The sequence below is a fragment of the Micromonospora endolithica genome, assembly GCF_003626595.1.
GTDB classification, from domain to species: domain Bacteria; phylum Actinomycetota; class Actinomycetes; order Mycobacteriales; family Micromonosporaceae; genus Micromonospora; species Micromonospora endolithica.
The window spans coordinates 98,584-118,698 of the sequence record NZ_RBAK01000011.1 but is presented as its reverse complement, the minus strand read 5'-3'; the positions used below and the strand labels follow the sequence as shown (position 1 = coordinate 118,698).

The 20,115-nt window shown below is 73.8% G+C and carries 14 protein-coding genes; 6 read left to right on the top strand and 8 right to left on the bottom strand.

Annotation, left to right across the window (positions count from 1 at the left end):
- Positions 1 to 7: 7 nt before the first annotated feature.
- The 4 genes from D7223_RS24375 to D7223_RS24360 form a co-directional block, all read right to left on the bottom strand.
- Positions 8 to 2,227 (bottom strand): glycosyl hydrolase family 95 catalytic domain-containing protein, encoded by a 2,220-nt coding sequence (locus D7223_RS24375; protein ID WP_120730764.1) that lies wholly within the window; start codon positions 2,225 to 2,227, stop codon positions 8 to 10.
- Positions 2,224 to 3,264, bottom strand: a complete 1,041-nt coding sequence (locus D7223_RS24370; RefSeq protein ID WP_120730763.1) for a LacI family DNA-binding transcriptional regulator — start codon at positions 3,262 to 3,264, stop codon at positions 2,224 to 2,226. Before D7223_RS24370 ends, D7223_RS24375 begins: the two co-directional genes overlap by 4 nt.
- Complete coding sequence (locus D7223_RS24365) at positions 3,261 to 5,705, bottom strand: glycoside hydrolase family 3 C-terminal domain-containing protein (RefSeq protein ID WP_120730762.1); 2,445 nt, start codon at positions 5,703 to 5,705, stop codon at positions 3,261 to 3,263. Before D7223_RS24365 ends, D7223_RS24370 begins: the two co-directional genes overlap by 4 nt.
- 252 nt (positions 5,706 to 5,957) lie before the next feature.
- Positions 5,958 to 7,172, bottom strand: coding sequence for an ROK family transcriptional regulator (locus tag D7223_RS24360; RefSeq protein ID WP_120730761.1), 1,215 nt, complete (start codon positions 7,170 to 7,172; stop codon positions 5,958 to 5,960).
- A 210-nt stretch (positions 7,173 to 7,382) separates the two neighbouring features.
- Between D7223_RS24360 and D7223_RS24355 the strand changes: the two genes are divergently transcribed.
- The 3 genes from D7223_RS24355 to D7223_RS24345 are packed head-to-tail and all read left to right on the top strand — an operon-like array spanning position 7,383 to position 11,040.
- Positions 7,383 to 9,050, top strand: coding sequence for an extracellular solute-binding protein (locus D7223_RS24355; RefSeq protein WP_120730760.1), 1,668 nt, complete (start codon positions 7,383 to 7,385; stop codon positions 9,048 to 9,050).
- Positions 9,047 to 10,072 carry an ABC transporter permease gene (locus tag D7223_RS24350; protein ID WP_120730759.1) on the top strand — a complete coding sequence of 342 codons (1,026 nt, stop codon included), beginning with the start codon at positions 9,047 to 9,049 and terminating at the stop codon, positions 10,070 to 10,072. The genes D7223_RS24355 and D7223_RS24350 overlap by 4 nt, the downstream gene beginning before the upstream one ends.
- Positions 10,069 to 11,040 carry a carbohydrate ABC transporter permease gene (locus D7223_RS24345; protein WP_120730758.1) on the top strand — a complete coding sequence of 324 codons (972 nt, stop codon included), beginning with the start codon at positions 10,069 to 10,071 and terminating at the stop codon, positions 11,038 to 11,040. Before D7223_RS24350 ends, D7223_RS24345 begins: the two co-directional genes overlap by 4 nt.
- A gap of 75 nt (positions 11,041 to 11,115) precedes the next feature.
- Here the strand turns inward: D7223_RS24345 and D7223_RS24340 are convergent, their stop codons facing one another.
- Positions 11,116 to 13,467, bottom strand: coding sequence for a TIM-barrel domain-containing protein (locus D7223_RS24340; protein WP_120730757.1), 2,352 nt, complete (start codon positions 13,465 to 13,467; stop codon positions 11,116 to 11,118).
- Between the two features lie 163 nt (positions 13,468 to 13,630).
- Between D7223_RS24340 and D7223_RS24335 the strand changes: the two genes are divergently transcribed.
- The gene (locus D7223_RS24335; protein WP_120730756.1) at positions 13,631 to 15,703 is read left to right on the top strand and encodes a beta-galactosidase; all 2,073 of its coding nucleotides are present in this window, start codon (positions 13,631 to 13,633) and stop codon (positions 15,701 to 15,703) included.
- Positions 15,684 to 17,279: a pentapeptide repeat-containing protein gene (locus D7223_RS24330; protein ID WP_238162188.1), complete on the top strand. Its 1,596-nt coding sequence runs from the start codon at positions 15,684 to 15,686 to the stop codon at positions 17,277 to 17,279. Before D7223_RS24335 ends, D7223_RS24330 begins: the two co-directional genes overlap by 20 nt.
- Before the next feature lie 16 nt (positions 17,280 to 17,295).
- Here the strand turns inward: D7223_RS24330 and D7223_RS24325 are convergent, their stop codons facing one another.
- From D7223_RS24325 to D7223_RS24315, 3 genes are all read right to left on the bottom strand, one after another.
- Positions 17,296 to 17,940: a LysE family translocator gene (locus D7223_RS24325; RefSeq protein ID WP_120730755.1), complete on the bottom strand. Its 645-nt coding sequence runs from the start codon at positions 17,938 to 17,940 to the stop codon at positions 17,296 to 17,298.
- A gap of 90 nt (positions 17,941 to 18,030) precedes the next feature.
- The gene (locus tag D7223_RS24320; RefSeq protein WP_120730754.1) at positions 18,031 to 18,597 is read right to left on the bottom strand and encodes a maleylpyruvate isomerase N-terminal domain-containing protein; all 567 of its coding nucleotides are present in this window, start codon (positions 18,595 to 18,597) and stop codon (positions 18,031 to 18,033) included.
- A 64-nt stretch (positions 18,598 to 18,661) separates the two neighbouring features.
- Positions 18,662 to 19,048, bottom strand: coding sequence for a DoxX family protein (locus D7223_RS24315; protein WP_120730753.1), 387 nt, complete (start codon positions 19,046 to 19,048; stop codon positions 18,662 to 18,664).
- A 171-nt stretch (positions 19,049 to 19,219) separates the two neighbouring features.
- Between D7223_RS24315 and D7223_RS24310 the strand changes: the two genes are divergently transcribed.
- Positions 19,220 to 20,113, top strand: coding sequence for an RNA polymerase sigma-70 factor (locus D7223_RS24310; protein WP_120730752.1), 894 nt, complete (start codon positions 19,220 to 19,222; stop codon positions 20,111 to 20,113).
- The last annotated feature ends 2 nt before the right edge of the window (positions 20,114 to 20,115 follow it).

Sequence of the window (20,115 nt, the reverse complement as noted above, 5' to 3'; positions counted from 1 at the left end):
GAGCCGGTCAGGGGCCGGCCGGACGCCAGGCGAGGGTCAGGTCCGCCGGCGCCCCGGCGGCCAGCTCGACCGGGTGCCACCGGTCGGCCACCGTCACCCGGACCCGCCGGTCGACCGCACTGGTCAGCACGACGCGTACCCGGCCGTCGCCCCACGCCAGCTCGGTCACGGTGAGCCGGCCGGGCAGCCGTACCCCGCGCAGCACTCCGCGCCGCAGGTCCGGCGGTAGTGCCGGCAGCAGCCGCACCACGTCGCCGCGGGCGTGCACGAGCGCCTCGATCAGCACCGCCGGCAGGGTGTGCGCGGCGTCCGCGTTGTAGGTGACCCGCCCCGGGTTGTGCGCGCTCATCAGCGACCGGAAGAACATGTCCGCCCCCACGATCCTGCGCAGGTTCGCCGCCACCAGGTCCGCGTCGCGCAGCCGCGCCGCGGCCAGGGCCCGGTGCAGGCCGCCGTGCGCCGAGCGGTCCTCGTCGCCGCGCACCGTCAACGCCCGGTGCGCGGCCGCGGCCAGGGCGGGCGTGTCGTCCGGGTCGATCTCGCCCAGTGGCCACACCGGGTACAGGTGGCTGACGTGCCGGTGGTCGTCGTCGGCGCGGTAGCCCGGCCACGCCCACTCGGTCAGGGCCCCGCGCCCGTCGACGAGGTAGTCGGGCAGCCGCGCGGCCAGGGCCGTCCACCGATCCTCGCCGGTCAGCTCGGCGGCCACCCGGAAGGCGTGCCGGGCGGCGGCGATGTCCATCGTCGCGTTCACCGCCGCCGGCTGCGGCCGGTTGTCGTGGTCCAACGGGCCGGTCTCCGCCGAGTACGACGGCACGATCACCAGCCGCCCGTCGTCGCCGGTCACGGTGAGGATGCCGGCGAAGAACTCCGCCACCTCGACCAGCCAGCCGGCCACCGGGCCGAGCGGTTCCCCGGTCACCCGGTGGTGCTCGTACAGGGGGAACAGCAGCCAGTGCGCCCCCGGCAGCCACGCGGCGAACGGCCACTTCGGGTGCAGGTGGAACAGGTGGCCGTGTTCGCCGTCGGTGCGGCTGGGCGCGAGCAGCCCGGCCACGCCGTAGACCGCCCGGGCGTTGCGCCGCCAGTCGTCGACCTGGTCGCCGACCAGCCGGGCGTGTGCGGCGGTGACCTCCGGCAACGCGCCGAGGTTCGCCCCGGCGAGCTGGAGATTGAGGTTCGCGTCGGTGGTGAAGTCACCCGCCCAGGCGGCGTCCCAGGAGCCCAGCCACAGCCCGGTCAACCGGGGCGGCAGCACCCCGGAGGCGCTGAGCAGCAGGTACCGGCCGGCGTGGAACAGGCGCTCCAGCAGTGCCGGGTCGAGCCGGTCCGGGCTGGCCGCCTGCCGGTCGAGCAGCGCGCCGACCGGCAGCTCCCGATCGGCGTCGGGCACGCCCAGGTCCAGGCTCACCCGCCGGTACGGCTCGGTGTGCCGGGGCAGGTGCCGGGCCAGCAGCGTGTCGTAGTCGCCCGGCGCGGCGGTCAGTCGCCGCTCGCCCTCCCGGGTCCGCCAGGCCGGGGTGTCCACCCGGTGCAGCACCGTGGTCAGCAGCGCCGGCCCACGCACCCGCACCCGGTCGCCGTCCGGTTCGGCGTCGCCGCGCACCAGGGTCAGCCCCTCGAAGCCGTACGCGCCGCCGGCGTCGGGGTAGCGGCCCCGGATCCGCAGGAACACCAGCCCACCCCGCCGGTACGCGACGCTCGCGTAGCGCACCCCGTCCGGCCGGCCCGGCAGGTCACCGGTCGCGCCGACGGTGCACGGCCCCATCGCCACCTCGGTCACCACGAGCCGGTCGGTGCGGGACACGAACGACCGTCGCCGCCCGCCGGACCACTGAACGGTGACCTCTCCGGTGCCGAATTCGGTCACCCGCCGGTAGTCGTGCACCTGCCGATCCTCGGCGTCGACGGTCAGGGCGAACCCCGGATGGTACGACTGGGTCCAGCGCAGCGGCCCGGCACCGGCCAGCAGCACGCCCGCCTCGGCCTGCCGGCCGGTGAGGATCAGCTCCCGGATCCGGGGCAGCAGCGCGGCCAGCTCCGGCGGGCGGGCGTGCCGGGTGCCGTTGGGCAGCACGTACCGGTGGTGGTTGCAGACGATCCGCTCCGCGTACGCCGCGCCGGACACCATGATCCCGTACTCGCCGTTGCCGGCGAGGAACGCGTCCTGCCAGCAGGTGGCCGGGGCGGTGTCGACGAGGCGGTGGGCCGACGGGGGCGGGGTCACCGGGGCGCACCGCCCGGGGCGGCGGTGCTGTCCCGCACGGTCAACCGGGGTGGGAGCAGCGTGGTCTCCGGCACCGGCTCGCCGGCCAGCTTGGCCATCAGCAGCGTCACCGCCTGCCGGCCGATCTCCTCGGCCGGCACCGGCACCGAGGTCAGCATCGGGCTGGCCTGGGCGGCGAACGGGTCCGGGCAGATCGCCACCACCGACACATCGTCGGGAACCCGCCGGCCCAGCTCGGCCAGCGCGGCCAGGGCCGGGCCGACCGCCGACTCGTTCTGCACCACCAGCCCGGTCACGCCCCGCGCCAGCAGGTCCGCCACCGTACGCCGCACGTCGGTGGCGCTCTCCTCGCAGGGCGTGCTCACCACGTCCACGCCGTGCCGGGACGCCCCCCGGGTCACCCCGGACAGGGTGCGGTGGGCGAAGCCGGTGCCCCGCCGGTAGACCGCGGCGGGCGCGCCGAGCAGGCCGATCCGCCGGTGTCCCAGCCGGGCGAGGTGATCGACGCAGACGTCACCGGCCCGGTCGAAGTCCAGGTCCACGCAGGTCAGCCCGGTGGTGTCGGCGGGCAGGCCGATCAGCACGCTGGGGCGGCCCAGCTCCCGCAGCAGCGGCACCCGGGCGTCGTCCAGCTCCACGTCCATCAACAGGATGCCGTCGACAAGCGCCCCGGCGGCGATGCGTCGCAGCCCGGCCGGTCCCTCGTCGGAGGTGAGCAGCAGCACGTCGTGGTCGTGCCGGCGGGCCGAGGTCACCACGGCGGTGGCGAACTGCATCACCACCGGTACCTGGATGCCGCTGCGCAGCGGCAGCACCAGGGCGACCACGTTCGCCCGCCGGCTGGCCAGGGCCCGGGCACCGGCGTGCGGGTGGTAGCCGAGCAGACGGATGCTGGAGAGCACCCGGTCCCGGGTTCCGGCGGAGATCGTGCGTTTGCCGCTGAGCACGTACGACACGGTGCTGACCGCCACCCCGGCGTGCCGGGCCACGTCCACGATGGTCGGCTGGCCGGAGAGCCGTGGCGTGCCGGCCGTCATCGCCGCCGGCCCGCGTCGTGCGGGGTGGCGGTGGGGACCGCGTCGACCGGTCCGCCGCGTACCCGCAGCGCGCCGAGCAGCCGGACGTCGCGCGCGGACCGGCCCACCATCAGGGTGTGCGTGGCGTCCTCGACGACGAGGCCACCCCGGGTCTCGTCCCACCAGGCCAGGTCGTCGGTACGCAGCCGCAGCGTGACCGTGCGCCGCTGCCCGGGATCCAGGGTGATCCGGACGAAGTCGCGCAGGTGGCGCAGCGGTTGCTTGACCCGCGAGCGCCGCTGCCGGGTGTAGAGCTGCACGACCTCGACGCCGGGGCGGGCACCGGTGTTGGTCACCTCGACCTGCACCGGCACCTCCTCGCCGAGGGCGGCGAGGTCCGTGCCGCACCGCAGCTCGGAGTAGGTGAACTCGGTGTAGCTCAGGCCATGGCCGAACGGGTACAACGGTTCGCCCCGGTGGTAGAGGTAGGTGGCGTCCGCGCCGATCACGTCGTAGTCGAGCAGGTCGGGCAGCTCACCGGCGTCGGCGTGCCAGGTCTGGGTGAGCCGCCCGGCGGGGTCGGCGTCGCCGAGCAGCACGTCGGTCAGCGCGGTGCCGTGCTCCTGGCCGCCGTGCGCCGACCACAGCAGCGCCGGCAGGTGTTCCTGCGCCCACCCGAGGCCGTACGGGTAGCCGCTGGTGAGCACCAGCACGGTACGGGGATTGGCGGCGCGCACCGCCCGCAGCAGCTCCTCCTGGCCGCGCGGCAGTTCCAGGTCGACGCGGTCCTCGGTCTCCCGCCCGTTGACCATCGGGTGGTTGCCCAGTGCCACCACCGCCACGTCCGCGTCGGCGGCCAGCGCGGCGGCCGCGGCCGGCCCGTCGACGATCAGGTCCACCTCGAAGGCGGTGGCCGAGCCGGGGCCGTCACCGTCGACGCGCAGCCGGCCGTCGTCGTCGACGGTGACGTACCGGTCGGTGGCCAGGTGGTGCAGCAGGACCGTCCCGTCTGCCCGGTGGTGGAAGCGGAACGTCTCCCGGACCACCCAGCCGCCCGGTCCGGGACGGTCGTTGACCAGCGCGCCGTCGTCGGTGGCGCCGATGTGCCGGCCGTTGCCGGCGGCCCGCAGCGCCACCGTGTCGCGGCCCCAGTCGAACACGTCGAAGGCGGCCGGCTCGTCGCCGAGGGTGAGCACTCCGCCGTCGGCGGTGGCCGGGCACCCCACCGCACGGTCACCGACACGCAGCGCGATCCGGTCGACGCCGGGGTGGCCGGTGACCGCCGGCAGCCGCCCGGCCAGCGCCGCGTGCAGGGTCACCGCGTACGGCAGGGTGCCGCTGTACCAGTCGGTGTGCACGGTGTCGGCCAGCGGGCCGAGCACCGCCACCCGCACCGTCTCGTCGAGGGGGAGCAGGGCGTCGTTGCGCAGCAGCACCACCGACTGCCGGGCGGCCTCCCGGGCCAGCTCGCGGTGGGCGGGGCAGTCGACCACGTCGGGGGAGACCCCGGCGAACGGGTCGGCCCCCGGCGGGTCCAGGTCACCCAGGCGCAGCCGGACGCCGAGGATCCGGCGGACCGCCGCGTCGACGTCGGCGACGTCGATCAGCCCCCGGTCCAGGGCCTCGCTGATCCGGGCGACGGTGGGACCGCTGTCGGCGTCGTCCTCGGTGAAGCTGTCGATGCCGGCGCGCAGGGCGGCGGCGAAGCCGGCGACGTGGTCGGGCAGGTACGCCTGCACCCCGGCGATGTTGCCGACCGCGAGGGCGTCGCCGACCACCAGCACGTCCGGCGACCAGCGGCGCAGTTCGCCGGCCAGCAGCGGGCTCAGGTGCGCCGGCACCCCGTTGACCAGGTTGTAAGAGGCCATCACGGCCACCGCCGCGCCGGCGGCGAGCGGGGCGCGGAAGGCGGGTAGTTCGTACTCGTGCAGCACCCGGGGCGGCAGGTCGCTGGAGGTGATGGCGCGGTCGGTCTCGTTGTTGTAGCCGAGGAAGTGCTTGAGCGTCGGCGCGGTGCGCAGCCGGCTCGGGTGGTCACCGCGCAGGCCGTGGGCGTACGCGGTGGCCAGCCGCGCGGTCAGTCCGGTGTCCTCCGACCAGCCCTCCTCGTTGCGTCCCCACCGGGGATCGCGCAGCGGGTTGACCACCGGGGCCCACACGTTGAGCCCGACGGTCGGGTCGGCCTCGTGCTTGGCGCGGACCTCCACGCCGACGGCGGCGCCCACCGCCTCGACGAGATCGGGGTTCCAGGTGCTGGCCAGGCCCAGCGCCTGCGGGAAGACGGTGGCCGGGCCGAGCCAGGCGACGCCGTGCAGCGCCTCGGTGCCGGTCCGGAACGGGGGCAGGCCGAGCCGGGGCACGGCGGCCTGCCACTGGTGCAGCAGGCCGATCTTCTCCGGCAGGGTGAGCTGGCGTAGCAGGTCGTCGAGGCGGGCCCGGGGCGGGGCAACGCTGTCGGTCATGGTGGTCGCCTTCCGTGACTCGCCGACCGGCGCCGTCGAAGCGCTTCGACGAGCGGACCGGAAGGTGAGTGGGATCGCATGGTGGGGTGGCGCGGTGTCGGCCCGGACGCTGGCGAAGCGTTTCGACAACCGTGCGAAGAATGGCCGCCCCGGTTGCCCGGACGGGACGGCTCGTTCGAGGTTGGCACCGCGACCCGCCCCGGTCAAGGCCCCGGGCCGGGACCGCCGGTCGCCGTTCGCCCGGTGCGCCGTTCAGCCGGCGGGCAGCCGGCCGGATTCGACGGTGGACAGGGCGGCGGTGGCGCCGCCCAGGGCCGGTGCGATGCGGTCCAGGGTGGACGCGTCGACCCGGCAGCCGCCGGCACCCGGGGCGTAGGTCCGGGCGGCCAGCTCCGATCGGGCCGCCGGCAACAGCCAGGGGGCCAGCGTCGCGAAGTGACCGCCCAGCACGACGGCCTCGGGGTTGAGCAGGTTCGCCAGCACGGCGATCCCCCGGCCGAGATCGCGGCCGACGTCGGCCAGGCCGGCGTGCACGCCGGCGTCGCCGGTGCGGGCCAGCACGTGCAGGCGTTCCAGGTCGGGCAGCAGGTCGGTCGGCGGACCGTCGGCGTCGACGTCCGGCAGCAGCCGGCGGATCACGGCGGGCAGCCCGGTCAGGGCGGTGAGGCATCCGCGCCGCCCGCACTCGCACGGCGGCCCGGACTCGTCCAGGCCGAGATGGCCGATGGCGCCGGCGAACCCCCGGCTGCCACGCAGCAACCGGCCGCCGGCGATCACCCCGGCGGCGACCGCGACGCCGCCGGTGAGGTGCACCAGGTCGGTGGTGCCGGCGTGCCCGCCGTAGCGCTGTTCGGCCAGCACGGCGAGGTGGGCGGCGCTGTCCACTCCGACGGCGATTCCGGGGTCGCGCAGCGCGGCGCGCAGGTCCGCCGCGAGCGGCACGTCGCGCCAGCCGAGGGCGCCGGCCAGCGGCACCGCGCCGGCGGCGTCGACGAGTCCGGGCACCGCGACGGTGAGCCCGAGGACGGTACGGTCCTGCGCGGTGAGCCGCCCGACCGCGCGCCGGGCCAGGGCCGCGAGGGCCCGGACGGTGTCCCCGGGTGCGCCGGCGGTGGCGGCCCGCCGCCAGGTGAGCAGCCGGCTCCCGGCGGGGTCGACGGCGACCACCACCAGTTCGTCGGCCTCGATCTGGGCGCCGAGGGACGCGTAGCGGGACCCGTCGAGCACGAGCATGGTGGCCGGCCGGCCGATCCGGTTCTCGGTCAGCCCGGTCTCGCGCAGCAGCCGGCGGTCGATCAGCTCGGTGACCAGGCTGGACACGGTGGCCTTGTTCAGGCCGGTGTGCGCGGCGATGTCGGCCCGGGAACAGGGCGCGTGCAGGCGGACGTGGCGTAGCACCACGGCCCGGTTGGCGACCCGTACGTCGCCGAGGTCGCTCGGCTGCGGTTCGGCGTCGATGCTGATCACGATCTGTTCGCTCCCTGCGCCGGCGGTGCGGGGGTCCCGACGGTGGCGCGTCCATCATCGCGTACCGCGTTCCGGCGGTGCGCGCCGCCGGCACGCCTGTCTTGTGGGGACGCATGCCCGTCGATTAGTTTATTCGGCTAGAACCCCAACTAACTCTAGCCGAGGCGGGACGCCCGGCAAACCCGATACCCACCACGAAGGGAGTGCGCCGTGAAGCCGTCCCTGCCGGGCGCATCCACCGACCGCCGGACCGTGCTGCGCCTCGCCGGCCTGGGCGCCGCCGCGACCCTGGGCGGCACCGGACTGACCGCGTGCAGCAAGGAGGCCGGCAGCAAGGGCAGCGCCACCGGCGCCGACGCGATCCGGTCCGTGCTGCCCACCTACCAGCCCGCCGAGGTGCTCAAGCCGGACATCGTCGGGGAGGGCCCGATCCCCGACGGCTACCTCACCTACCCGCGGCAGCTGGTCGACGCGGTGACCGAGCAGCCGGGCCGCGGCGGGGCGCCGATCCGCACCATGAGTCCCTGGTGGGGACCCACCCCGCCGCCGGCCGGCCGCAACGCCTACCTCGCCGCGGTCAACGCCAAGCTCGGCGTCGAGGTCGACCCCAGCCTCCAGGACGGCAACCTGTACGCCGACAAGCTCAACGCCATGCTCGGTGCCCGGGACGTGCCGGACCTGCTCTGCGTGCCGAACTGGGAGGTGGACAAGGTCGCCCGGTTCTCCGACGCGGTCAAGGCGCTGTTCACCGACCTCACCGACCAGCTCAAGGGCGACGCCGCCGCCCGGTACCCGTACCTCGCGTCGCTGCCCACCGGTGCCTGGGAGTACTCGGTCTGGGGCGGACGGCTCCACGCGGTGCCGTTCCCCACCGACGGGCCGTTCGGGTGGGCCCTGTTCCACCGCAAGGACCTCTTCGCCCGGGCCGGCCTGGCCGCGCCCACCTCGCCGGAGGAACTGCACCATCACGCCAAGCAGCTCACCGACCCGGCCAAGGGGGTCTGGGCCTTCGGCAGCGTCTTCGACATGGTCCAGCAGTTCTACGGCTGCCAGCAGTACTGGCGCAAGAAGCCCGACGGCGGCCTGGAGCACAAGTTCGAGAACCCGGCCTTCGCCGCCGCGCTGGAGTTCACCGCCCGGTTGTTCGCCGAAGGGCTGGTGCACCCGGACACCGTGGTCAGCAAGGGCGCCGACGAGAAACAACTGTTCAAGGCCGGCAAGATCCTGATGTACCAGGACGGCCTCGGCGCGTGGCAGGGCATGCAGAGCGAGCGGGTCAAGGAGCTGCCCAGCTTCGACATGCAACCGCTGCCGGTCTTCGGCGCGCCCGGCGCGACGCCGGTGATCTGGGGCAGCGAGAAGCCGGTCTTCTACACCTTCGTCAAGAAGGACCTGCCCGACGAGCGCGTCGACGAGCTGCTGCGGGTGCTCGACTGGTGCGCCGCGCCGTTCGGCAGCCGCGAGTTCGAGCTGCGTGAGTACGGCGTCGAGGGCCAGCACTTCACCCGCGGCCCGGACGGCAGCCCGACCCCCACCGAGCTGGGCCGCAAGGAGATGGGCGCGCAGTACACCCACATCGGCGGCCGGGTGCCGGTCAAGGTGCGCAGCGGCGACACCCCGAACTACGTGCAGGACTACATCGGCTACTACCAGAAGCACCTCGCCCTGATGGAGAAGGACCTGTTCGCCGGGATCAAGCTGGAGCTGCCGGCGAACTGGTCGAAGATCATCCAACCGACCGAGGACAAGATCCGGGACATCCTGCGCGGGCGCCGCCCGCTCGGCGACCTCGACCAGGTCCGCAAGGAGTTCCTCGCCACCGGCGGCGAGGAGGGGCGCGCGTTCCACGAGAAGGCGCTCGCCGACAACGGCCGATGAGCGCACCGGGCACCACCGACACCGCCGGCGCGTCGACCGCGCCGGCGGTCCGGCGGGCCGCCGTGCCCCCGCGTACGCCGGCCCGCGGGGGCCGCCGATCCCTGCGGGCCCGGCTGCGCCGCGACTGGCCGTTGCTGGCGATGACGGCCCCGGCCGCCGCACTGCTGCTGGTGTTCCACTACCTGCCCACGTTGGGCAACGTCATCGCCTTCCAGGACTACAACCCGTTCGTCGGCGACGACCCGCTGGACGCGTTCCTGGGCAGCGAGTGGATCGGCTTCGGCAACTTCGAGGCGCTGTTCCGCGACCCGCTGTTCTGGGACGCGGTACGCAACACGCTGACCATCACCGCGTTCCAACTGGTGTTCTTCTTCCCGCTGCCGATCCTGCTGGCCGTGCTGCTCAACAGCGTCGTCTCCGGCTGGGTGCGCGGCTTCGTGCAGAGCGTGGTCTACCTGCCGCACTTCTTCAGCTGGGTGCTGGTGGTGACGTTCTTCGTGCAAACCCTGGGCGGGGCCGGCCTGCTGGCGCAGGAGATGCGCCACGCCGGCCTGCAACCGGTCGACATCATGACCAACCCGGACACGTTCATCGTGCTGGTCACCGCCGAGGCGGTCTGGAAGGACCTGGGCTGGGGCACCATCGTGTTCCTGGCCGCGCTGTCGGCGATCGACCAGAACCTGTACGAGGCGGCGGCCGCCGACGGGGCCGGGCGCTGGCGGCGGCTGTGGCACATCACCCTGCCCGGCCTGCGTCCGGTGATCGTGCTGCTGCTCATCATGCGGCTCGGCGACGCGCTGTCGGTGGGCTTCGAGCAGTTCATCCTCCAGCGCGACGCGGTGGGCCGGCAGGCCGCCGAGGTGCTCGACACGTTCGTCTACCACCAGGCCGTGGTCACCCAGCAGTGGGGGCTCGGGGCGGCCGCCGGCCTGTTCAAGGCGCTGATCGGGTTGGCCCTCATCCTGACCGCCAACCACGTCGCGCACCGCCTCGGCGAGCAGGGGGTGTATTCCCGATCATGACCACGCAGCTCGGCGGCGCCACGCCGCTGCCCGTACCGTCGGCCGGTCCGCCCCCGCGCGGCCGGCGCCGCTCCCGCCGCCCGGTGTGGGAGGAGCCGCCGACCCCGCTCGGGTTGTTCGGCAAGGGAACGGTGCTGACCCTGCTGGTCCTGGCGGTGCTCGTGCCGCTGTGGACGGTGCTGGTGACCAGCTTCGCCTCCCGCCGCACCATCGACGAGGTCGGCGGCATGGTGCTGGTCCCCCGGGAGATCGACCCGTCGGCCTACCTGACGATCTTCAGCGGGGGCGAGGTCAGCCGCGCGGTGTGGATCAGCACCGTGGTGACCGTCCTCGGCACCGGGGTCAGCCTGACCCTGACCGTGCTCGCCGCGTACGGGCTGTCCCGGCCGGGTTCGGTGGCGCACCGTGGCCTGCTGTTCTTCTTCCTGCTGACGTTCCTGATCTTCCCCGGTCTGGTGCCCAGCTACCTGGTGGTCACCGGCCTCGGGCTCAAGGACAGCATCTGGTCGCTGATCCTGCCCAGCGCGATCAGCGTGTTCAACCTGGTGGTGATCCGGGCGTTCTTCATGAATGTGCCGGGCGAGCTGATCGACAGTGCCCGCATCGACGGCGCCGGCGAGCTGCGCATCCTCACCCGCGTCGTGCTGCCGCTGTCCAAGGCGGTGGTGGCGGTGGTCGGCCTGTTCTACGCGGTGGGCTACTGGAACGTGTACTTCAACGCGCTGCTCTACATCGACTCCAACGACAAGTTCCCGATCCAGCGGGTCCTGCAGAGCTACATCCTGGCCGGGCAGTCGCCCAACGTCTCCGGCACCCCGGTCAACCTGCCCGGCGTCACCGCGTACCCGCCGACGCTCGCGGTCAAGATGGCGGTGGTGGTGGTGACCGTCGTGCCCGCGCTGATCGTCTACCCGTTCGTGCAGCGGCACTTCACCAAGGGTGTGATCACCGGGGCGATCAAGGGCTGACCCCGCACGGCTGCCGGGGCCCAGCCCGCCGGGTGCGACGCCCGCCCCGCCCGGTACGGACGTCGCACCCGGCGGTCAGTCCGCCTCGGGAAACATCCCGGGCGCGGACCGAACGGTCACCGCCCCACCGTTGAGCAGCAACCGGGCCGGTGGGTCGGCGTCGCCGACCCCGACGAGGACCAGCTGCCCCACCTGCAGCGGCCCTCGCGTCCGTACCCGCAACTCGGCACCGTCGCGGACAGCCTCGATCTCGGTGTCGCCGTCGATGTCGTGCACCACCGTCCGCCCGTCGGTCGCCCCCCAGCAGAGCAGGGTGACCTCCCCGAACGGCCCCTCGCCGACCGTGCCGGACGAATCGACCAGCAGGGGCAGCAGCGTGCCCCGGCGCACGTACAGCGGGATCCGGGACAGCGGCACGCGGACCCGCAGGTGCCGCCCGCCGGTGTGCCGCTCGCCGGTGGTGGCGTCGATCCAGTCGTCGCCGACCGGCAGGTAGACGTCACGCTCACCGGACGGGTCGAGGATCGGCGCGACCAGCAGGTCGGTGCCGAGGCGGTACTGCAGGTCGGTGGTCCAGGCCGTCGGGTCGTCCGGGGTGTCGACCAGCAGCGCCCGCATCACCGGCGTGCCGGTGCGGGCCGCCCGGACCGCCGCCGACCAGAGGTACGGCATCAGCCGGTAGCGCAGCCGCAGCGCGTGCACCGCGTGCCGTTCCGCGTCGGCCGGGAAGTCCCACGGCAGCCGGCTGGTGGTGCCGTGCAACCGGACCAGCGGGGACAGGGCCCCGAACTGCGACCAGCGTACGTACAGCTCCGGATCCGGGGTGCCGTGGAAGCCGCCGGTGTCGTGGCTCCAGAACGGCACCCCGGACAGCCCGTGCGACAGCCCGCCGCGCAGCGTGGAGGCCAGCCCCGGCCAGGTGGCGTTGACGTCGCCGCTCCACTGCACGCTGTGCCGCTGCCCGCCCAGGTACGACGAGCGCGCCCACACCGTCCGGTGCCCGGCGACCTCCTCGGTGACCGCGGCCACCACATCGTTGAACAGCAGCGCGTACACGTTGTGCAGGTCCACGCCGGTCATCCCGTTGTGGGCCACCGCGTCGGCCGGCACCCCCTCGGCGAAGTCGGTCTTGAACACCGCGACGCCCTGGGCGAGCAGCGGGCGCAGCAACCCGGTGAACCACCGCACCGCCGCCGGGTTGGTGAGGTCCACGATGGCGCAGGGCGGGTAGCTGCCGTGCCACACGTCGGCGACGTACGTGCCGCCGTCGGGGCGGCGCAGGAAGTAGCCGGCCTCGGCGGCCTCGGCGTACAGCGGGCTGTCGGTCATCAGGTACGGGTTCATCCACAGGCAGACCCGGAAGCCCTGCTCGGCGAGGGTGCGCAGCATCGCGTCCGGGTCGGGGAACGCGTCGCGGTCCCAGCGCAGTTCCGACCAACGGCCGGCGACCTGCCAGTAGCAGTCCAGGTGCAGCACGTCGCAGGGGATGTCCCGGTCGCGGATGGTCCGGGCCCGTTCCAGCACCCGCTGCTGGGAGTCGGGGAAGAAGCCGGAGGAGATCCAGGCCCCGAACGCCCAGCGTGGCGGCAGGTACGGCCGGCCGGTGAGCGCGTCGAAGCGGTCGAGCACCCGCGCCGGGGTGGGGCCGGCGAGCACGTAGTAGTCGAGCAGCTCGTCGGGGACCAGGATCTGCACGCTGCTGTGGGTGGACTGGCAGACGTCGAACTGCACCGGTAGCCCGCTGTCGACCAGCACCCCGTAGCCGCGGTTGGACAGGTAGAACGGCACGTTCTTGTGCGACCGGTCGGACTCCCCGCCGAAGGCGTCGAAGTTCCACATCAGAGCCCGTTGGCCCCGCTTGTCCAGGGAGGTGAACTTCTCGCCGAAGCCGACGAACCTCTCGTCGCCGGGGGCCACGAAGCTCTCGTGCCAGGCCACCGGTGTGCCGTCGACGGTGGACCGGCCGAACGGCAGGGTCCTTCGCCGCCCGCTGATGTCCCGGGTGCCCCGGTCCTGGGCCAGCAGCAGCCGCCCGTCGGGGGTGCGGAACTCCAGGTGCCACGGGTCGAGCCGGATCTCGGCGACCAGCGCCCCGGCATCGACGCGTACGTGGGTGTCCTCGACGGTCACGGTGGCCGGGTGGGTGCCGGGGTGCACCAGCGGCAGGACGCGGGCCGAGCGGCTGCGGGCCTGCGGGTCGTCGGCGAGGCGGACCCGGATCACGCCGTCGCCGGCGGCGTCCACCCGGACCACCGTGCTCGACCCGTCGGACAGGGTGGCCTTGACGGCGATCCCGTGCGCGTCGGTGGTGACCAGTTCGGCCCGGCCGACGAGCGCGGCACCGTCCTCGCCGGGCTCGCGCACCGGCAGGTCGGGCGGGTCGGCCACGAAGGTCTCGTACGGCACCAGCGGCGGGCGGTAGGGCATGGGGGATCTCCTCGGCAGGATTCCGGTGGCACCTACAGTTTCTTCAATTTCCCAACTAAGTGTCAACGAAAAGTATCAATGACGTCGTCGACCGAGGGCGTTGACATCGGTCTTCGCGTCTTCCTAGTTTGGTCGGATATCCAACAAAGTTAGGTAGGCATCGATGTGGAACGCGCCATGGCTGGCCTATGGCGGTGACTACAACCCGGAGCAGTGGCCCGCCGAGGTGTGGGCGCAGGACGTCGCCCTGATGCGGCGGGCCCGGGTCAACCTGGTCACCGTCGGCGTCTTCGCCTGGTCCCGACTGCAACCCGCACCCGGCCGGTTCACCTTCGACTGGCTGGACCGGGTGCTCGACCTGCTGCACGACGGCGGCATCCGGGTCGCCCTGGCCACCCCGACCGCGTCCCCACCACCGTGGTTCTCGCTGGCCCACCCCGACGCGCTGCCGGTCACCGCCGACGGTGTCCGCCTGCACCACGGCAGCCGGGACACCTACTGCGCCGCCGCGCCCGCCTACCGTGCCGCCGCCCGCCGCATCGCCGGTGCCCTCGCCGACCGGTACGCCCACCACCCGGCCGTCGCCCTGTGGCACGTGCACAACGAGTACGGCACCACCTGCCACTGCGCGCACGCCGCCGCCGCGTTCCGCCGCTGGCTCGCCGCGCGACACGGCACCCTGGACGCCCTCAACGACGCCTGGACCACCAGCTTCTGGGGCCAGCACTACACCGACTGGGCGCAGATCGACACCCCGCGCGCCACCCAGTACCTTGCCAATCCCACCCACCTGCTCGACTTCCGCCGCTTCTGGTCGGACACCCTGCTCGCCGCGTACACCGAGCAGCGCGACCTGCTGCGCGCCGCCAACCCGACGGTGCCGGTCACCACCAACTACGTCCTCGGCGAGTGGGTGCCGGTCGACCACGCCCGCTGGGCGCGCGAGGTCGACGTGGTGGCCGTCGACCACTACCCGTCCGCCGCCGACGGCGGAGCGGAGGAACAGACCGCGCTCGCCGCCGACCTGGCCCGGGGCTGGGCCCGGCACGGCGGCGGTCGGCCCGGCACGCCGTGGCTGCTGATGGAGACCGCGCCCCACCAGCTGCACGTCGACGGCCGGATGCACACCAAGGAACCAGGCAGGCTGCTCCGGCACAGCCTCGCCCACGTCGCCCGCGGCGCGCGCGGCGTCCTGTTCTTCCAGTGGCGCGCCCCGGCCGGCGGCGCGGAACGCTTCCACTCCGCCCTGGTCCCGCACGCCGGTCCGGACAGCCGGGTGTTCCGCGAGGCCGTCGCCCTCGGCGGCCTGCTGGACCGGCTCGCCGAGGTGGACGGTCCGGTCGACGCCTCGGTCGCGCTGGTCCGCGACGCCGCCAGCGAGTGGGCGCTGCGCCACCCGGGCCTGCCCGCGACCGGGCTCGACCACGCCGCCGACCTCGCCGCCGCGCACCGGGCGCTGTGGCGCGACGGGTACGCCTGTGACGTGCTCGCCCCCGGCGACCCGACCGACGGGTACCGGCTGCTCGTCCTGCCGGCGGTCTACCTCGCCGACGACCCCACCGCCGACTGGGTACGCCGGCACGTCGACGGCGGCGGTCACCTGCTGGTGACGTACCTCAGCGGCGTGGCCGACGAGCACGCCCGGATCCGCCTCGGCGGCTACCCCGGCGCGTTCCGCGACCTGCTCGGCGTCCGGGTGGAGGAGTTCCACCCGCTCGCTGGCGACGACCGGCCCGCGCTGACCGGCGGTGGGACCGCGACGCTCTGGTCGGAGACCGTGCGCCTGGCCGGGGCGGAGACGGTGTCCGCGTACGCCGACGGGGTCCTGGCCGGGCTGCCGGCGGTCACCCGCCGCGACGTGGGCGCGGCGACCTGCTGGTACGTCTCGACCCGGCCGGACGACGACACGTACGCCCGGCTGTTGACCGGGGCGGCCCGGCGGGCCGGCGTCGCGCCCACCTGCCCGGCGGCGCCGCCCGGGGTGGAGGCGGTCCGCCGCGTCGGCGCGACCGGGAGCTGGTTGTTCCTGCTCAACCACACCGACCGGCCGCAACGGGTACCGGCCGCCGGGTGGGAGGTGCGCACCGGCGAGCCGGTGCGCGACGCGGTCGACCTGCCGGCCGGCGGCGTCGCGGTGCTGCGCGAGGCCGGACAGCTGTCGCCACCGGCTCGTCGGACCACACGACGCTTGCCGCGTGATGGAAGGATTCCGCAGTGTGACGAGACGGTGGAGTGACGCGCTGACCGCTACCGGCGGGTTGGCCCTGGTGGTGGTGGCGTTGACGCTGGTTCCCCGACCATGGTGGACGGCCCTGGCCTCCTCGGGGCCGGTGCTGACACTGGTGGCGGTGAGCCTGGCGGCGCTGGCCACGGGGCTGCTGCTGCGGCGTCGGGCTACTCCGGACCATCCGGCGTCCGCCGCGCCGACGCCACCGGATCGGCAGGTGCGGCCCCTACCGTCGTGGGTGATCCCGGCCGGGGTGGCCGTGGTGGCGGTGGTCACCTGGGCCGCCGTGGCCTGGCTGCAACGTTCCGTGCCCACGTCCGGCGACGGGCTCCAGCGGGCCCAGCTGCGGGTGGAGTCCATCCGGACCGGCCTGACCATCGGCGCGGCGGCGGCCGGCGCGTTCGCGCTGTTGCTGGCGTTCCGTCGGCAACAGTTGGCCGAGCGCACCCAGCAGGCCACCGAGTACGACGCGGGGGAGAAGCGCGTCACCGAGCTGTACCTCCAGGCCGCCGACCAGCTCGGCTCGGACAAGGCCCCGGTCCGCCTCGCCGGCCTGTACGCCCTGGAACGCCTCGCCCAGGGCAACCCGATCCACCGGCCGAGCATCGTCGAGGTGATCTGCGCCTACCTGCGGATGCCCTACACCCCGCCCGGGACCAGGTCCACCCCGGCCGACCCCGCCCCGGCCACCACCGGCCCCGACCCGACAGCCGTGGACCCGCGGGAAGAACGCCAGGTCCGCCTCGCCGCGCAACGCATCCTCGCCCGCCATCTGCGCCCCACCACCCAGAACGCCGCGCCCGACCCCTCGTACTGGGGACCGGCAGTCGTCCTAGACCTTGCCGAGGCGAGCCTCGTCAACGTCGACTTCACCGGCTGCCACCTGCGCAACGCCGACTTCACCTCGGCGACCTTCCACGGTGGCGCCCGTTTCCAGGAGGCGACGTTCCACGGTGCGGCGAACTTCACCTTCGCCGCGTTCGTCGGGGGGACGATCAGCGGTGACGTCATGTCCCTGGGGGACGCCAGTTTCCGCGGAGCGACCTTCCACGACAGCGCCGTGTTCGACTACACGACCTTCCACGGCGTCACCGACTTCGACGGCGCGGTGTTCGGCGGTGAAGCCTGGTTCATCGAGCTGACCTGCTTCAACGGCGCCCGGTTCAGCGGGGCCACCTTCCACCACCGGGCCGTGTTCGCCGGTGGGGACTTCCACCACGGCACCCGGTTCGACCAGGCCACGTTCCACGGTGACGCCGATTTCGGCGGGGTGGACTTCCACCACGGCGTGACGTTCAGCCTGCTGTACCACAACGGCATCAGGTTCGACGGGGCGAGGTTCAACGGTGACGCCGAGTTCGACGGGGCGACCCTGAACGGAGAGAGCTACCCGGCACCGCCGCCTGCCGAACTGGCTGCGCTCGCCTACCCGATCGAGTACGCCCGGCTGCTCAGGGCGCAGGGCGCCAGCCTGGGCACCATCGCCACCAAGACCGGCATTCGCGAAACCTCACTGCACCGTTACCTGGCCGAACCCACACCGACCACCCGGGAAACCGAAGATCAACTAACCGGCGGTCGGTGACCGGTTCTTCCCGCCGTCAGGCCACGGCCGCCCGCGACCGGTCGGCCGCGATCCGCACCGCCAGCGCGCCCAGCACGCCGCCCATCAGGTACCGCTGCGCCCGTGCCCAGCCCGGCCGGCGGACCAGGAACGTCGACATCGACCCGGCGGTGAGCACGATCAGCGCGTTCACCGTCAGCGCGATCACGATCTGGGTGAGGCCGAGCAGCAGGCTCTGCACCGCCACCTGCCCGCGTGCCGGGTCGACGAACTGCGGCAGCAACGACACGTACAAAATGGCGATCTTCGGGTTGAGCAGGTTGGTCACCAGGCCCATCGTGAACAGGCGGCGCGGACGGTCCGGTGGCAGCGGCGCCGGGGTGAACGCCGACCGGCCACCGGGGCGCAGCGCCTGCCAGGCCAGCCACCCGAGGTACGCCGCCCCGGCCAGCTTGACCGCCGTGTACAACGCCGGCACCAGCACGAACACCGTGGCGATCCCGGCCACGGCGGCGACCAGGTAGACCAGGAACCCGGCCGCCACCCCGAGCAGCGACACCAGTCCGGCCCGCCGGCCCTGGGTCACCGACCGGGACACCAGGTAGACCATGTTCGGCCCCGGCGTGAGCACCAGCCCCAACGCCACCAGCCCGATTCCCACCACCGCACCCACCGTGACCACGACACCCCCCGCTCTCCGCCGCTTGCCACCCGGACGCTACGGCGACCGTCACCGGCCGGCAGCGGCCAATCCGCGGGTCCCGGCCCGCGCTCAGTCGACCGCGGCCCGCCAGACCCACGACGTACGCCGGGGCCGGCCGGGCAGCTCGCCCCGGCCGGTCGACCAGAGCAGCACCCGCGGTGCCGGCCCGGCCGGGGCGTCCGGGAACAGCCTGCGCAGCACCGCCGCGCACAGGTCCTCCGGCGGCGTCCACGGCACGCCGAGTCCCCGGGTGACGTCCCAGGTGTGCAGCACCGTCTCGGCGACCCCCATCGCCGCGAAACCACCCGGGTCGCACGGCCCGAAGTGCCAGGCCCGCTCGGTCGGCGCGGCCGCGTCCACCACGGTGGCCAGCAACGCCGCGCCGGCGGCGGCCACCCGCAGCACCTCGCCGGGCCCGACGGTGGGGGAGACCACCAGGTCGTACGGCAGGTAGCCGTCGGTCGGCCGGCCGGCGACCTGACCGGCGTACGCGGTCAGGTCGTGTGCCACGTGCGCGGCGGTGGTCCAGCAGCTCCAGTCGAGGTCGCCGGCCGGCACCGACCAGTCCCGGTCGGTGTGTGGCCCGAGCACGCCGGTCATCGCGGTCATCGCGCGCCGCACGTCGCGGCCGTTCATCGCAGGCATGCGCCGACTCTGGCAGCGACCACCCCGCACCGCCAGGGCATTACCCGGTGCCCGCTCAGCCGGTGAAGGACTCCGGGCCGAGGCGGCCCCACGCCACGAAGGCGGCCAGGGCGAGGTAGACCAGGTCCACCACCGCGAAGAGGTACTCGCGCCGACGCAGGCGGACGATCGTCGCACCGGCCATCACGGTCACCAGGCCGAGGGCGGCCAACGGCACCAGGACCGGCGCGATGTCGAGGACGGCCGGCAGGATCAGCCCCACCGCGCCCAGCACCTCCAGGGCTCCGATGGCCTTCACGGTGCCGGCGCCGAAGTCCCCGTCCCAGTGCGCCGAACGCCCGAAGGACACGATCTTCTCCTTCGGGATGACCACCTTGGCGCTGCCGCCGATCAGGTAGGCGGTGGCGAGCAGACCGGCGACGATCCACAGAGCGAGATTCATGGCTGTTCTCCCTGACGTTGGCCGGGCTTACCGTTCGTCCATGGGATGCCGGCCCGGGGCCGCCTGTGACACCGTCGACCGGGTGGCGCGCGTCACGGTCCGGCGCTGTCACACACCCGGGGGATCCGGCGCCTACTGGTGCCGACCACACCGACCCAGCAGGAGCCGCAGATGAGCCAGGACGGCGAGCCGGGCCCCGCCACCGAGGCGTTCGTCGCCCACCGCAACCTTCTCTTCACCGTCGCCTACGAGATGCTCGGCTCGGCCGCCGACGCCGAGGATGTCCTGCAGGAGACCTGGCTGCGGTGGGCCGACGTCGAGTTCGACACGGTCCGCGACCCGCGCGCCTACCTGGTCCGGATCACCACCCGGCAGGCCCTCACCCGGCTGCGCACACTCAGCCGACGCCGGGAGTCCTACGTCGGCTCGTGGCTGCCCGAGCCGTTGCTGACCACACCCGACGTGGCCGAGGACGTCGAACTCGCCGAGAGCGTGTCGATGGCGATGCTGCTGGTCCTGGAGACGCTCGGGCCGACCGAGCGGGCGGTGTTCGTGCTGCGCGAGGTGTTCGAAATGGGGTACGACGAGATCGCCGAGGCTGTCGACAAGAGCCCGGCCGCAGTCCGTCAGATCGCCCACCGCTCCCGGGCGCACGTCGCCGCCCGCCGGCCGCGCGCGGCGGTGTCACCGGCGGAGACCCGGGGCGTGCTCGACGCGTTCCGGCGGGCGGTCGAGACCGGCGACATGCAGGGCCTGCTCGACCTCCTCGCGCCGGACGTGGTGTTCCTGGGCGACGGCGGCGGCCTGCGACAGGCCGTGCCGCGGCCCGTCTCGGGGGCCGGTCGGGTGGCCCGCCTGCTGGTCAGCCGGCAGGCCAGGATCGCCGCCCGGTCGACCTCCCCGGTCCACGTCAACGGCCACCCGGCGCTGGTCTTCCGGCTCGACGGGGAGATCGACACGGTCGTCGCGATACACGTCGACGGCGGCCTCGTCACCGGCCTCTACGCGGTTCGCAACCCGGAGAAGCTGACGCACATGCGGCGGGCGACGACGCTGCGCCGCTGAGG